This is a genomic window from Mesorhizobium sp. Arg314, from assembly GCF_053714275.1.
The window spans coordinates 21003-34594 of the sequence record NZ_JBSKBP010000027.1 but is presented as its reverse complement, the minus strand read 5'-3'; the positions used below and the strand labels follow the sequence as shown (position 1 = coordinate 34594).

Annotated in this window: 12 protein-coding genes; 8 read left to right on the top strand and 4 right to left on the bottom strand. The window is 63.5% G+C overall.

Annotated elements, in window-relative coordinates; all coding sequences use genetic code 11:
• Window positions 1-4: 4 nt before the first annotated feature.
• The 3 genes from ACWGS9_RS24175 to ACWGS9_RS24165 are packed head-to-tail and all read left to right on the top strand — an operon-like array spanning window position 5 to window position 3308.
• Complete coding sequence (locus ACWGS9_RS24175; RefSeq protein ID WP_454507616.1) at window positions 5-1576, top strand: substrate-binding domain-containing protein; 1572 nt, start codon at window positions 5-7, stop codon at window positions 1574-1576.
• Window positions 1577-1584: 8 nt separating this feature from the next.
• Complete coding sequence (locus ACWGS9_RS24170; RefSeq protein WP_454507615.1) at window positions 1585-2202, top strand: 5-bromo-4-chloroindolyl phosphate hydrolysis family protein; 618 nt, start codon at window positions 1585-1587, stop codon at window positions 2200-2202.
• Complete coding sequence (locus ACWGS9_RS24165; RefSeq protein WP_454507614.1) at window positions 2202-3308, top strand: hypothetical protein; 1107 nt, start codon at window positions 2202-2204, stop codon at window positions 3306-3308. Before ACWGS9_RS24170 ends, ACWGS9_RS24165 begins: the two co-directional genes overlap by 1 nt.
• Before the next feature lie 37 nt (window positions 3309-3345).
• Here ACWGS9_RS24165 and sthA read toward each other — a convergent pair whose 3' ends face one another.
• The gene (gene sthA, locus ACWGS9_RS24160) at window positions 3346-4734 is read right to left on the bottom strand and encodes a Si-specific NAD(P)(+) transhydrogenase (protein WP_454507613.1); all 1389 of its coding nucleotides are present in this window, start codon (window positions 4732-4734) and stop codon (window positions 3346-3348) included.
• A gap of 146 nt (window positions 4735-4880) precedes the next feature.
• Here sthA and ACWGS9_RS24155 point away from each other — a divergent pair, with 146 nt between their 5' ends.
• The 4 genes from ACWGS9_RS24155 (at window position 4881) to ACWGS9_RS24140 (ending at window position 8112) form a co-directional block, all read left to right on the top strand.
• Window positions 4881-5600: a methyltransferase family protein gene (locus ACWGS9_RS24155; protein WP_454507612.1), complete on the top strand. Its 720-nt coding sequence runs from the start codon at window positions 4881-4883 to the stop codon at window positions 5598-5600.
• Window positions 5601-5707: 107 nt separating this feature from the next.
• On the top strand, window positions 5708-6178 hold the full coding sequence (locus ACWGS9_RS24150) for an RDD family protein (RefSeq protein WP_454507611.1): 471 nt from the start codon (window positions 5708-5710) through the stop codon (window positions 6176-6178).
• A gap of 148 nt (window positions 6179-6326) precedes the next feature.
• Window positions 6327-7091, top strand: a complete 765-nt coding sequence (locus ACWGS9_RS24145) for an arginyltransferase (RefSeq protein ID WP_454507610.1) — start codon at window positions 6327-6329, stop codon at window positions 7089-7091.
• Window positions 7092-7215: 124 nt separating this feature from the next.
• Window positions 7216-8112, top strand: a complete 897-nt coding sequence (locus ACWGS9_RS24140) for a DMT family transporter (RefSeq protein ID WP_454507609.1) — start codon at window positions 7216-7218, stop codon at window positions 8110-8112.
• A 70-nt stretch (window positions 8113-8182) separates the two neighbouring features.
• Here the strand turns inward: ACWGS9_RS24140 and ACWGS9_RS24135 are convergent, their stop codons facing one another.
• From ACWGS9_RS24135 to ACWGS9_RS24125, 3 genes are all read right to left on the bottom strand, one after another.
• Entirely contained in the window at window positions 8183-9403 is a 1221-nt protein-coding gene (locus ACWGS9_RS24135) for an AI-2E family transporter (RefSeq protein WP_454507608.1), read from the bottom strand.
• Window positions 9404-9670: 267 nt separating this feature from the next.
• A complete protein-coding gene (parC, locus tag ACWGS9_RS24130; protein ID WP_454507607.1) occupies window positions 9671-11926 on the bottom strand; it encodes a DNA topoisomerase IV subunit A in 2256 nt (751 codons plus the stop codon).
• Between the two features lie 99 nt (window positions 11927-12025).
• Window positions 12026-12352 carry a hypothetical protein gene (locus ACWGS9_RS24125; protein ID WP_454507606.1) on the bottom strand — a complete coding sequence of 109 codons (327 nt, stop codon included), beginning with the start codon at window positions 12350-12352 and terminating at the stop codon, window positions 12026-12028.
• Here ACWGS9_RS24125 and ACWGS9_RS24120 point away from each other — a divergent pair.
• Entirely contained in the window at window positions 12341-13531 is a 1191-nt protein-coding gene (locus ACWGS9_RS24120; protein WP_454507605.1) for a hypothetical protein, read from the top strand. The two genes, ACWGS9_RS24125 and ACWGS9_RS24120, sit on opposite strands and share 12 nt — an antisense overlap.
• The last annotated feature ends 61 nt before the right edge of the window (window positions 13532-13592 follow it).

The window sequence follows — 13592 nt, the reverse complement described above, 5'->3', positions numbered from 1 at the left end:
CTCGATGCCGATGAAGCTTTCGACCGTTCTCGCGCTGGCGGCCGCGCTGCTGCTCGCCGCCTGCAACTCGAGCAATGTCAAATTCTCGATCGTCTCCGGTTCCGAAAACACGGTGCTGGAGCCGATCGTGCAGGAGTTCTGCGCCAAGCAGGGCGCGACCTGCACCATCTCCTACCAGGGCTCGCTCGACATCGGTCTCGGCCTGCAGAGAGCCAGCGGGCTCGATCAAGACGCGGTGTGGCCGGCATCGAGCGTCTGGGTCGACCTATTCGATTCCGGCCGCAAGGTGCGCAACCTCACCTCGATCGCGCAGATGCCGGTCATCCTCGGCGTGCGCAAATCCAAGGCCGCCGAGCTCGGCTGGATCGGCAAGCAAGTCTACATGAAGGATATCCTCGCCGCGGTGAAGGACGGCAAGCTCAAATTCCTGATGACTTCGGCGACGCAGTCCAACTCCGGCGCCAGCGCCTATCTGGCGATGCTCTCCAGCGCGCTCGGCGGCAAGCAGGTGATCGAGCCCGGCGATCTCGACAATCCGTCCGTGCACGACACGGTCGGCGCCCTGCTGCAAGGCGTCGAGCGCTCGTCCGGCTCGTCGGGATGGCTGGCCGACCTCTATGTGGACTCCGCGCGCAAGGGCACACTCTATGACGCGATGTGGAACTACGAGGCGACGCTGAAGGAGACCAACGACAAGCTCAAACAGATGGGCGACGAGCCGCTCTACGCGGTCTATCCGGCCGATGGCGTGGCGGTCGGCGATTCCCCGCTCGGCTTCATCGATCACGGGCGCGGCGCCGATGTCGAAAAGTTCTTCACCGACCTGCTCGCCTATCTGCAATCGGATGCGGTGCGCAAGCGCATCGCCGACACCGGCCGGCGATTGCCGCTTGGCGGCGCCGCTGTCCAGGCGACGGCGGAGCCCGACTGGAATTTCGATCCCGGCAAGCTTGTGACGGCGATCCGCATGCCGGAACCGGCGGTGATCCGCAAGGCGCTCGACCTTTACCAGCAGGCCCTGCGCAAACCGTCATTGACGGCGCTCTGCTTCGACTTCTCGGGTTCGATGGAGAACGAGGGCGAGACGCAGTTGCAGCAGGCCGCCCAGTTCCTGTTCACGCCGGAGAAGTCGAGCGAGGTGCTGGTGCAGTGGACGCCTTCCGATCACATCTTCGTGCTGCCCTTCGACAGCACGGTGCGTGACGTCTTCGACGCGACCGGTGATCCGGCGGGCCAGAACCAGCTGCTCGGCGACGTGGCGCAGCAGCGCGCCGGCGGCGGCACCGATATGTATGCGTGCGCCGACCAGGCGCTGCAGAAGATCCTGGCCACGCCTGATCTTTCGAAATACCTGCCGGCTATCGTCATCATGACCGACGGCCGCACAGACGGCAGCGCCGATTTCTTCCTTTCTCACTGGCAAGGCGCACCGGTGCGCGTGCCGGTGTTCGGCATCACTTTTGGTGACGCGGACAAAAGCCAGCTCGACAGCCTCGCCAAAGCGACCTCGGCGCGCGTCTTCGACGGCAGCGGCGATCTGGCCGGTGCCTTCCGCGCCGCGCGCGGCTATAACTAAGGCCAACGATGCGCGGCTTGTTCGGCAATGACTGGAACTGGATCGTGGCGGGGCTGGTGTCGGCCGCGCTGCTGGTTGGTCTCAGCACACTCACCCACTTCCCGTTCCTGGTCTCGGTGGTGATCTCGGCGCTGGTATTCGCCGGGCTGATCTTCGTGCTGGCGCCACGTCAGCTTTTCGAAGGCCTCGACCTCCGCTCCATCGGCGGCGGCCAGGTGGCGTTCGCGCGCGAATTGCTGGCGCAAGCGCAGCCGGCGGCCGACCGGCTGGCGGCGGCGGCTGGCTCGATCGCCGACAAGGATATCAAGGCCAAGGTGAAGAATCTTTCCGACATCGCCTCCGACGTGATTTCCAAGGTCGAGGCGAAGCCGGCAAGCGCGGCTTCGGTACGCCGCTTCCTGACCTATTACGTGCCGCAGGCGGCGGAAGTCGCGGAAGGCTATGCCACACTGGCCGATCGCCGCGCGCCAAGCCAGCAGCGGCTTGCCACTATCGGAGCGGTGATCACCAAGCTGCAGGACGCCTTCGTCCACTATGCCGACAGCCAGGCGGACTCCGAGCTTGGCACGCTCGACGTTGACCTTCGACTCATTCAGGAGTCGCTGAAAGAGGATATCGGTCGCTGATGGCCCTTTCTCGCCGCGCTTTCGGACTGGGACTGCTTGCCGCCGCCGCGGCCGGGACGGGCGGCTATCTTACGCTCAAGGACCGGCCGGAGTTCCGCGGCTATCTCGGCAACCGTGCGCATCTGTTTGGCTTCATCGGCGGCGAGAAGCAGGCCTTCCTGACCGACCCCGATGTGGTCGGCGCGCTCGGCGGCTACGGGCTGGAGCTCGACGCGCGCGTCGCCGGCTCGGTCGAGATGGTACGCGAGCCGGCGCTCTTGACGCAGAAACCGCAATTCCTGTGGCCGTCCTCGTCGATCATGGTCGACCTTGCGCGCAAGAGCGGCGTTTCCATCCGCAACGACCAGGTCGTGCTCAATTCGCCGATCGTGGCTTACACTTGGGGGCCGGTGGTCGAGGGCCTGAAGAAAAGCGGACTGGTCACCGTCGCTGCCAAGGGCGGCTACAACCAGCTCGACCTCAAGGCGCTGCTCGATGCCATCCTTGCCGGCAAGAACTGGTCGGATCTCGGCATTTCGGAGCTTTACGGCCGCACCCGCATCGTCTCCACCGACCCCAACCGCTCCAATTCAGGCTTCATGTTCGCGGGCCTGGTGCTCAGCCTGATGAGCGGCGACGTGGCGACGCAGGAATTGCTTGCCCGGCATGGTGAAGAGGCGAAGTCGATCTTCCGCAGCATGGGCTTGAAGTCGTCCTCGTCCGGAAAGCTGTTCGACCAGTATATCGCCGGCGGCCTCGGCGCCGAGCCGATGGTGGTGGGCTACGAGAACCAGCTGGTCGAGTGGGCGCTCGCCGATCCGGCGCGCTGGCAGCGCGTGCAGGCCGGCGCCGGCGCCAAGCCGGAAATCCTCTACCCGCGCCCCACCGTCTATTCGTCGCATCCGCTGATCGTCATCGATCCGGCGGTCGATTCGCTGCTCGAAGCGCTGACCAGCCCCAAGCTGCAGCAACTTGCCTGGTCGAAGCACGGGTTCCGCGGGCCGCTCGGCACCGTGGCTGGCGATGCCGACGCCGTCGCCGGCGTGCGGCCGGCGGAAATCGAGGCGGTGCTGCCGATGCCGTCGGCCGACGTCATGCTTTCGCTGCTGTCGCAGATGGAAATCTAGCCGGCCAGCCTGGACAGATTCCGCAGCGCCGAAACCCTCACCCCTGCCCCATCCGGTTCCAGGCATCCAAGCCCGCAATCTTGTAGGCTTCGGCCAGCGTCGGGTAGTTGAAGGTGTTGTTGACGAAAAAGTCGACCGTGCCGCCGAGGTTGATCACCGCCTGACCGATATGGATGAGCTCGGTGGCGCCCTCGCCGACAATATGGGCGCCGAGCAGCCGGCGCGTCTCGACCGAGAACAATAGTTTCAGGAAGCCGCTGTTGACGCCCATGATGTGACCGCGCGAAGTTTCGCGGAACCGGGCAAGGCCGACCTCATAAGCGGCGCCGCTCTCGCGCACCTGCTCCTCCGACAGGCCGACCGTCGAGATCTCAGGCACCGCGTAGATGCCGTAGGGAAAGCTTTCCGGCGGCGGCGGCAGGTTGACGCCGAAGGCGTGGCAGGCCGCCACCCGTCCTTGTTCCATCGAAGTTGAGGCTAGGCTTGGGAAGCCGATGACGTCGCCGGAGGCGTAGATGTTTGGAACGCTGGTCTGGAACGTGTGCGGATCGACCTTGACGCGGCCCCGGGCGTCGGCCTCGATGCCGACCAAATCGAGGCCGAGGCTGGCGACATTGCCGGTGCGGCCGGCGGCGTAGAGCACCATCTCCGAGCGGATGGTGCGGCCGTCGGCGAGCGTCACCTCGGCATGGTCGGGTTTCGAGGCAATCTCCTTGACCGCGCTGCCGAGGCGAATGGTCATGCCGCGGTCGCGCATCTGGTGGATGAAGTCGTCCACGATCTCGCGGTCGATGAAATCGAGGATGGTGTTGCGCGGCTCGACCAATGTCACCGGCACGTCAAGCGCCGAAAAGATGGTGGCATATTCGACGCCGATGACGCCGGCGCCTATCACCGTCAGCGTGCGCGGCAGATGGTGGAGTTCCAGCATCTCGTCGCTGTCGAAGACGCGCTTCCTGTCGAAGGGCACGTCGGCCGGCCGGTGCGGTCGGGTGCCGACGGCGATCAGCGCGTTGGCAAAGCCGACCTCGCTGCAATCGCCATTGTCGGCGGTCAGGCTGACCTTGTTGGCCGTAAGGAATTTTACCGCGGCGCGCGCGCTCCTCACCGTGTTGCGCATGAACTGGTGCTGCAGCACCTCGACCTCATGGTCGAGTGTCTTGTGCAGCCGGTCGACCAGATCGCTGATCGAAATATCCTGCTTGACCCGGTAGCCGCGCCCGTAGAAGCCGCGCTCGCGCCAGCCCGAGAGGTTCAGCACCGTCTCGCGCAGCGTCTTCGACGGGATGGTGCCGGTATGCACCGAGACGCCGCCCAGGCGCCGGCCCCTGTCGACCACCAGCACCGACTTGCCGAGCTTGGCCGATTGCACCGCGGCGCGGCGCCCCGAAGGGCCGCTGCCGATGACCAGCATGTCGTAGTCCATGTCCCCGTCCTCTTTGTGCGCCGCAGCAAGCTAAACCGGGAAGAATGTCATGTTCAACTGGCAACGCACCATTCCCGCGGCAGACGAATCCGCCAGTGCAACCAAATGCAAGCGAAACCTTAACCGGACGGCAAGGCTTACGTGCAATGGTTCATGTCGAGGGAACCATCGGGGTAGCAGAGTTGGCGATTTCCAAAAGTGACACGCTGCCTGGCGCAGAATCGGGTTTTTGGTCGGGGCTGCGAAGCAGCGAAACCATCACCGACCTGCGCGAGGGCCTGTTCCGTTTCATCGCGCTGGCAGTCGCCGCGATCTTCGTCTATCGCGGCGTGTACCATCTGGTCATCGATCCAGGCCGTCTCAACGTTCTTTTACTCATGATCTCCGATGTGCTGACTTTTACCTGGCTGCTTCTGGCTCGGCGACCGATTGTCCGCGACTGGAGCCCTTTCACGGTATTCATCTCGCTGACGGCCGGTTTCGGTTCGGGCTTCATATCGCTGCAGAACGGCATCGCCGTCATCCCGCTCTATATCGCGGCACCGCTGCAGTTCCTGGCGCTATGGTTGGTGATCTGGGGGAAGATGTCGCTTGGCCGCTCCTTCGCCATCCTGCCTGCCAATCGCGGCGTCGTCACCGGCGGCGCCTACCGGTTCGTGCGGCACCCGATCTATGCCGGCTACCTGGCGGGGCATATCCTGTTCCTGCTATCGAGCTTCTCGCTCTACAATTTCGCCGTCTACGCGACCATCACCCTGTTCCAGGTCCATCGCATCCTGCGCGAGGAGCGCATCCTGGCGCTGACAGAGGAGTATCGCGACTATCTCGGACGGGTCCGCTACAGGCTCTGCCCCGGCATTTTTTGACATCGCGCCGGTCCGCCGGCGCGCACGTTCCTTGAATTCCAGGCCGCCCTCACCATCTGACAAGGCGGCAGGCATCCTCATGGGGATGGCGCGATCGAGGAACGAACATGAACGCACGCATATTGGACGGCGAGATCATCACGACCAGGTTCGAGGATACCCGCGCTTATCGCGGGGTGCGGACAAGGCGCGTCTTTGCCTTCCTGCTCGACTATTTCTTCGTTGCGCTGCTGACCATTCCTTTCGCAATCCTGGTCGCCATTCTCGGGCTTTTGACCTTCGGCCTCGGCTGGGCGCTGTTTTCGGTGCTGGTGCCGATGGTCGCCATCCTCTACATCTGGAACACGCTGGGCAGCCGCGACCAGGCGACGACCGGCATGAAGATCATGGGCATCCGCCTGGAGAAGCTCGACGGCAGCCGCATCGACGGCATGACGGCGGTGGTGCACTCGGTGTTGTTTTGGGCCGGCAACGTCATCCTGACGCCGCTGGTGCTGCTGGTCACGCTGTTCTCCGACCGCAAGCGCACGCTGCACGACCTGCTGCTCGGCACCGTGGTCACCCGCACCGACATCTGACGGTGTCCACGGCCGCGTTCATCGAACCGCTGCGCCGCCTGTGCTCAAATATGAACAGGCCGAGGCCGTCGCGGCAGCATAATCCTGTTGAATTTTTCGCCGACCGGGCCAAAGGTAGGGCGATTCGCAGGAGCGTTTCCAAGATTAGATGACGCAGCATCCGACCCAGTCGCCGCAGTTCTTCCTGACAGCGCCGTCACCGTGCCCCTATCTGGAGGGGCAGTTCGAGCGCAAGGTGTTCACGCACCTTGTCGGCGACAAGGCGCCGGAGATGAACGACCTGCTGACGCAAGGCGGATTCCGGCGCTCGCAGAACATCGCCTACCGCCCGGCTTGCGAATCGTGCCGCGCCTGTGTGTCGGTGCGCATCCTGGCGCAGGAATTCGACCCCAGCCGCAACATGCGCCGCGTCATCCAGCACAATGCCGATCTGGTCGGCGCCATGCATGACGCGCAGCCATCGACCGAGCAATACTCGCTCTTCCGCAGCTATCTCGACGCCCGCCATCGCCGTGGCGGCATGTCGGACATGACCGTGCTCGACTATGCGATGATGGTGGAAGACACGCATGTCGACACCAAGATCATCGAATACCGGCGTCGCGGCCCGGACACCTTCATCACCGGCAGGGGCCAGGGCGAGCTGATCGCGGTGGCACTGACCGACAAGATGGCCGACGGCCTGTCGATGGTCTATTCCTACTTCAATCCCGACTTCGAGGACCGCTCGCTCGGCACTTTCATGATCCTCGACCACATCGCCCGCGCCAAGGCGATGGGCCTGCCCCACGTCTATCTCGGTTACTGGGTCAACGGCTCGCGCAAGATGAGCTATAAGATGCGCTTCATGCCGCAGGAGCATCTTGGTCCGAAAGGCTGGGAACGCTACGACCACGAAGCGGTCAGTCGCTGATCCGCCCACGCTTCATCCTTAAACTGTTTCAAGGAGGAAGGACGCTGGTCTTCCGGCGATCGGGCTGGAAGGACCGCGGCATGGCTGCTTTGCGCCTCCTCGAGATTGTTTGCGAGACTGCCGAGTGTCCACCCATACCGATCATCAAAAAGGTCTTCTGATCACCGCCATTGGCGGGCTGACGCTGACCGTCGATATACCGCTGATCCGGCTCGCCGACGGCACCCCCTGGACGATCATGATGTTGCGGACCGGCACCACCTTGCTGGCCGGGCTGGTGATATGGGCCATCTGGCGGTCGTTGGACAGAAATGCGCCCCAGCTCATTCCGGGCTGGTCGGGACTTGCCGTGGCTTTCTGCTACGGCATGACCGGGACAAGCTTCGTCACGGCCGTCTATCACACCTCGACCGCCGACCTTGTCTTCATCCTGGCCTTCAACACCGTATTCGCGGCGCTGCTATCGTGGCTCTTCCTCAGGGAAAGACCCCGGCCTGCAACCGTGATCGCCATGCTGGCGATGATCTTCGGCGTGCTGATCATCGTCGGCGGCTCGGTCGGCACCGGGCATCTGTTCGGCGATTTCATGGCGCTTTGCTCGGCCTTCTTCATCGCCTTGGCCATCACCATCTCGCGCGCCAGCGGCAAGGACATGGGCTTCACCGCGCTCGTCGGCGTCATCATACCGCTGGCGCTCGCCGTCTTCATGGTTCCAGGCGAAGGCTTTCACGTCAGCGCGCCGTGGTGGATCATCTTCAACGGGGCCGTGATCATGCCGATCTCGTTCTTCTGCCTTGCCAACGGACCGAAATACATTTCGGGCCCGGAGGTAGCGATGTTCTATATTTTGGAAACCGTGCTCGCTCCGGTCTGGGTCTGGCTGATCTTCGCCGAGGCGCCTTCGCGCAACAGCCTGATCGGCGGCACGATCCTGATCGTGACGCTCGTGGCGCATTCGCTGTGGCAATTGCATGAGGGCCGCAAGCGCCGGGCCGCGCTTGCCGTGGTTCACCCGGCCTGAACTTTCCCAAAGCATGTCTCCCGAAAGTGGGAACCGGTTTCGGGAGACAGGACATGCTTGAATCGAAAATCTAAAGCGTGCGAAGCGTATCTGAAAGATCGCGGCGCGCTTTAGGCTCGGCGGCCGCCTCGATCCGGGGCGGCCCGCCGGCCTCGTCGGCAGCTGGCGGAATCTCGTCCATCAATTCCACCTCGCGCAGCCATTCGCGCCAGATGGCGACGAGCAGCGCCATCAATACCGGGCCGATGAACAGACCAAGAAAACCCATCGTCTTGACGCCGCCGATCAGGCCGAAAAAAGTCGGCAGGAAAGGCAGTTTGATCGGCCCGCCGACAAGCTTGGGGCGCAAGGTCTTGTCGACGACGAAGAGCTCGACCGCGCCCCAGACGAACAGCACCACGCCGGCGATCAGCTTGCCGCTGGCGGCAAGGTAGATCGACACCAGGGTGAAGGAAAGCGGCGCGCCTCCCGGGATCAGCGCCATGATGCCAGTGAGCGCGCCGAGCGTGACCGGCGACGGCACGCCGGCCAGCCAGTAGGCGACGCCCAGCACAAGCCCCTCGCCGATGGCGATGATGGTCATGCCGGTCACGGTGGACGAGATGGTCGCCGGCACGACACGCGAGAACCGCTCCCAGCGCATCGGCAGGATGCGCTCGCCGACTCGATCGACCTGCGCGGCGAAAGCCTCGCCGTCGCGATAGGCGAAGAACAGCGCGATCATCATGAACAAAAGTGTCAGCAACAGGCCGAAGGCGCTGCCGCCAGCGACCAAAGCGCCGCGATAGATGTTGCCGATGTTGGAGCCGCTGATCAGCTGGATCAATTCGCCGATGCCGCCGGGGTGGCCGAGATAGGCGATCCACTGCTCGTTCAGCCACTCGCCGACGACCGGCATGGTGACGATCCATTGCGGCGTCACCGAACCGTGTCGGTTGGTCTCGATCGCCCAGGTCACCCACTCACGCAGTTCGTTGATGGCATAGGTGCCGGCAAGCGCGATCGGCACCACCAGGAAGGTGAGGATGAAGAGGATTGCCAGCGTCGCGCCGACGGTGCGATTGCCGCCGACCGCGGTAAGCAGCCGGCGATAGAGCGGCCAGCTGGCGAAGGCGATGACGAGCGCCGCCAGCACCGGGAACAGGAAGCCGTGGAAGAAATAGACGCCGGCGGCGGCGATCAGCACCAGAAGCCAGCGCGCCGCCGACAACGGCGGGATGACGGCCGCCCTGAGCGGGCTCGACAGGCCGAACAGGCGCTGCCCCGGCTTCTGGATCTCAGTCCGCTTCAACCCGGCGTTTCTCCCCTGCCCGATGGTTCAATGGATGCTTATGCACCATCATAGTGCAGCAATCGTGACGACAGTCCAAATGTTTGCGCTCTTCCTTCTCCCCTTGTGGGAGAAGGTGGATCGGCGCGTAGCGCCGAGACGGATGAGGGGTGTTGGACGGAGTGAGGCGAAGGCAATTTCAAACGCATCGCCAAGCTGGAACACCCCTCATCCGGCCGAGCTTCGCTCGTCCACCTTCTCCCACAAGGGGAGAAGGAAAGGCGCACTTCACCCAAATTTCCCCGTCCTCGGGAAACCCTTCGGCACCATGCGGCCGGCCGCCGCCCGCGCCCCTATCCATTCGGCCAGTTCCTCACGCGACTTGACGAAGGTGCGGTCGGCCGAATCCTGCCAGGAGAGCCCGGCTGCAATCGTGAATGTTTTCAGGTCCAGCACGCCGCCATCCTTGTATTTCTGCAGGCGCACCCCCTTGCCGCGCGCCATTTCCGGGATTTCGGCCAGCGGGAAGACCAGCAACTTGCGGTTCTCGCCGACAATGGCGAGATGGTCGCCCGAAACCGGGATGCAGCGCTTGGCCTCGTCCGGCGCCTTGACGTTCATCACTTGCTTGCCCTTGCGGGTGTTGGCGACGACCTCTTCCTCCGAAATGACGAAACCGTTGGCGTCATAGGAGACGAGCAGCAGCTTGCGCTTGGGATCGTGGACAAAGGCGGTGACGATGTCCTGATCGTTCTCCATGTCCACGATGATGCGGATCGGCTCGCCATGGCCGCGCCCGCCCGGCAGCCGGTCGGCGCCGATGGTGTAGAACTTGCCGCCGGTGGTGAAGACCAGTATCTTGTCGGTGGTCTGGGCGTGGAAGGCAAGCTTCAGGCTGTCGCCCTCCTTGAAGGCAAGCTGCGAATGGTCGGTCAAGTGACCCTTCATGGCGCGCAGCCAGCCCTTTTCCGACACGACGACGGTGACCGGCTCGCGCTCGATCATGGCATGCGCGATGTCGGTCAAATCATGCTCGGGCGCATCGGCAAACTGGGTGCGGCGCTTGCCGAGATCGGTCTCCGGACCGAACTGGTCGCGGACCTTGGTGACTTCCCATTTTATCGTCGACCATTGCTTGGCGTCGGATGCCAGCAGGGCCTCGATCTGCTTCTTCTCCTCGGTGAGGCCCTCGAATTCCTTGCGGATCTCGATCTCTTCGAGCTTGCGCAAAGCGCGCAGGCGCATGTTGAGGATGGCTTCGGCCTGGTTGTCGGTGAGCGACCAGCGGGCCATCATCACCTGCTTGGGCTCATCCTCCTCGCGGATGATCCTGATGACCTCGTCGATGTTGAGATAGGCGATCAGGTAGCCGGCGAGGATTTCCAACCGCTTCTCGATCTCGCCGAGCCGGTATTTCGAGCGGCGGATCAGAACCTCGCGGCGGTGGTCGAGCCACTCCTTCAGCACGCCCTTCAGCGAGAGGACGTTCGGCACCTTGCCGCGCGACAGCACGTTCATGTTGAGCGGGAAGCGGCTTTCGAGCTCGGTGAGCTTGAACAGCGATTCCATCAGCAGGCCGGGATCGACGGCGCGGCTCTTGGGCACCAGGACGACCCGGATGTCTTCCGCACTCTCGTCGCGGATGTCTTCGAGCAACGGCAGCTTGCGCGCCATCAAAAGCTCGGCGATCTTTTCGATCAGCCTGGCCTTCTGCACGCCGTAAGGGATCTCGGTGACGACGATGCTCCAGGTACCCCTGCCCTGGTCCTCCTGGCCCCATTTGGAGCGCACGCGGAAACCGCCGCGGCCCGTCTCATAGGCTTCGAGGATCGAGGCGCGGCTGTCGACGATGATGCCGCCGGTCGGGAAATCCGGCCCCTGGACGAAATCCATCAGCTTCACCACCGGCGCTTCCGGATGCTCGATCAGATGGAGCGCGGCGTCGCAAAGCTCAGCGGCGTTGTGCGGCGGAATGGATGTGGCCATGCCGACTGCGATGCCGGAAGAGCCATTGGCGAGCAGGTTCGGAAAGGCGCCGGGGAGAACGGACGGCTCCTCGTCCTCCTCATTGTAGGTCGGCCGAAAGTCGACCGCGTCCTCGGTGATGCCGGCAAGCAGCTCGCTTGCCACCTCGGTCATGCGCGCTTCGGTGTAGCGCATGGCGGCGGCGTTATCGCCGTCGATGTTGCCGAAATTGCCCTGCCCGTCGACCAGCGGGTAGCGCATCGAGAAGTCCTGCGCGAGGCGCACCAAGGCGTCGTAGATCGACTGGTCGCCATGCGGGTGGAACTTGCCCATCACGTCGCCGACGATGCGGGCGCATTTGGCGAAGCCCTGATCGGGGTTGAGCCGCAACAGCCGCATGGCATGCATGATGCGGCGATGGACCGGCTTCAGCCCGTCGCGCACATCCGGCAGTGCCCGGTGCATGATGGTCGACAGCGCGTAAGCGAGATAGCGCCGCTCGAGCGCTTCCTTCAGATCGACCGGTTCGATTTTGTCGCCGCCGCCATTGTCATCAGGCGGCAAAAGCCTTTTTCCCATGGATTTGGACTAGCCGAGCGGGTGATTCGCGGCAAGCGCCGCGTGAACGTCGGCGCATTCGTCGCGGCCGCAAAAGCCCGATCAGCGGTGTGAAGGATTTCACGGAAGCGGCGCGGCGGCGGCTGCAATTTGCCGCCGATCTGCAACAGGCACCGGCGGCATCACGACGACGGCCAACATCAATCCGTTACATGCGGCCTCTATCTGGCATGCAACGCGCTGGCGGAGGGAAGCCGCGGTCTTCATGACAAATTCACCGCATCGGGCAATGGCTGCCGACGGCGTTTGCTTTTCATCGCCATTTTCGACAAATGTGCCGGGAAATGCCTTTTTCCCGTCCCGTTCGTCACGGAATGGTGATGGAGCAGGTTTCAAAACAATTTCATCACAGCAAATCAGGACAGGGAACTCGCCATGAAAACTCAACGCTCAACGCTCAAGAAACTGGCCTTTTCGACCTTTCTGCTGACGCTGCCGCTCAACGCGGCCTTCGCCGCCGATCCGGCGGTGGCCGAGCGTATCAAGGCCGCCCTTGCCGCCCAGGGCGTCGACATTTCCTGGACCGGCGTCTCCGGCGATGATTCGAACGCTGTGCTGCAGGGTGTTTCCATCAAGCCGGCGGCCGAGAAGGAAGCGCTGCCGATCGGCGACGTGAAGCTGGAAGGGGTCACCGGGGCCAATGGCGGCTATGAGATCGCCACCGTCTCGACCTCGCCTTTCGAGCACAGCAAGGACGGCGTGACGCTCAATCTCAGCCCGGTGGTCATCCATGACATGAAGGTTCCGGCCGAAGGCGGCACGGACCCGCTCGGCTCGCTGATGATGTACAAATCGGCCGAGCTGTCCAACATGACGGTCAAGGTCGGCGACAAGACGGCGTTCGCAATGGACGGGCTTGCCGTCCAGATCACCCCGCCGGCCGATGGCAAGGCGATGGACTTCACCGCCAACACCGAAAAATTCACCGCCGACCTGTCGCTGGTCGACGACCCGAAATCGAAGGAAGCGATCGAGGCGCTTGGCTACCAGAACATCTCGGGCACCATTGCCATGGCCGGCACCTGGCAGCCCAGCGACGGCAAGATGGAGCTGTCGAAGTATGACATCTCGGTCGAGAATGCCGGCACGCTCGGCATGACCTTCAACCTTGGTGGCTACACGGTCGACTTCATCAAGTCGATGCAGGCCATGCAGAAGCAGCTCGCCTCGCAGCCGGAAGGCGCCGACAAATCGGCGCAGGGGATGGCCATGCTCGGCCTGATGCAGCAGCTTTCCTTCAACGGCGCCTCGATCCGCTACCAGGACGATTCTCTGACCGGCAAGGTGCTGGACTATGTCGGCAAGCAGCAGGGTATGTCGGGCAAGGACGTCGCCAACCAAGCCAAGGCGATCGTGCCGTTCGGCATGGCGCAGCTCAACAATCCCGAGCTGACGGCGGAAGTCTCGGCAGCGGTGAACACCTTCCTCGACGATCCGAAGAGCCTGGAAATCTCGGCCGAACCGCCGTCGTCGGTGCCCTTCGCGCTGATCATGGCCGGCGCCATGTCCAATCCGCTCGACCTGCCCAAGACGCTCGGCGTCAAGGTCAAGGCGAACCAGGACTGAGCGAATTAGCTGCCTTCTCCCCGTCACTATACGGGGAGAAGGTGCCGGCAGGCGGACGAGG

What these genes read in the sequence shown, in the direction of transcription:
- ACWGS9_RS24175 (WP_454507616.1), top strand. Translation starts at nt 5, where the DNA reads ATGCCGATGAAGCTTTCGACCGTTCTCGCGCTGGCGGCCGCGCTGCTG.
- ACWGS9_RS24170 (WP_454507615.1), top strand. Translation starts at nt 1,585, where the DNA reads ATGCGCGGCTTGTTCGGCAATGACTGGAACTGGATCGTGGCGGGGCTG.
- ACWGS9_RS24165 (WP_454507614.1), top strand. Translation starts at nt 2,202, where the DNA reads ATGGCCCTTTCTCGCCGCGCTTTCGGACTGGGACTGCTTGCCGCCGCC.
- sthA (WP_454507613.1), bottom strand. Translation starts at nt 4,734, where the DNA reads ATGGACTACGACATGCTGGTCATCGGCAGCGGCCCTTCGGGGCGCCGC.
- ACWGS9_RS24155 (WP_454507612.1), top strand. Translation starts at nt 4,881, where the DNA reads ATGGTTCATGTCGAGGGAACCATCGGGGTAGCAGAGTTGGCGATTTCC.
- ACWGS9_RS24150 (WP_454507611.1), top strand. Translation starts at nt 5,708, where the DNA reads ATGAACGCACGCATATTGGACGGCGAGATCATCACGACCAGGTTCGAG.
- ACWGS9_RS24145 (WP_454507610.1), top strand. Translation starts at nt 6,327, where the DNA reads ATGACGCAGCATCCGACCCAGTCGCCGCAGTTCTTCCTGACAGCGCCG.
- parC (WP_454507607.1), bottom strand. Translation starts at nt 11,926, where the DNA reads ATGGGAAAAAGGCTTTTGCCGCCTGATGACAATGGCGGCGGCGACAAA.
- ACWGS9_RS24120 (WP_454507605.1), top strand. Translation starts at nt 12,341, where the DNA reads ATGAAAACTCAACGCTCAACGCTCAAGAAACTGGCCTTTTCGACCTTT.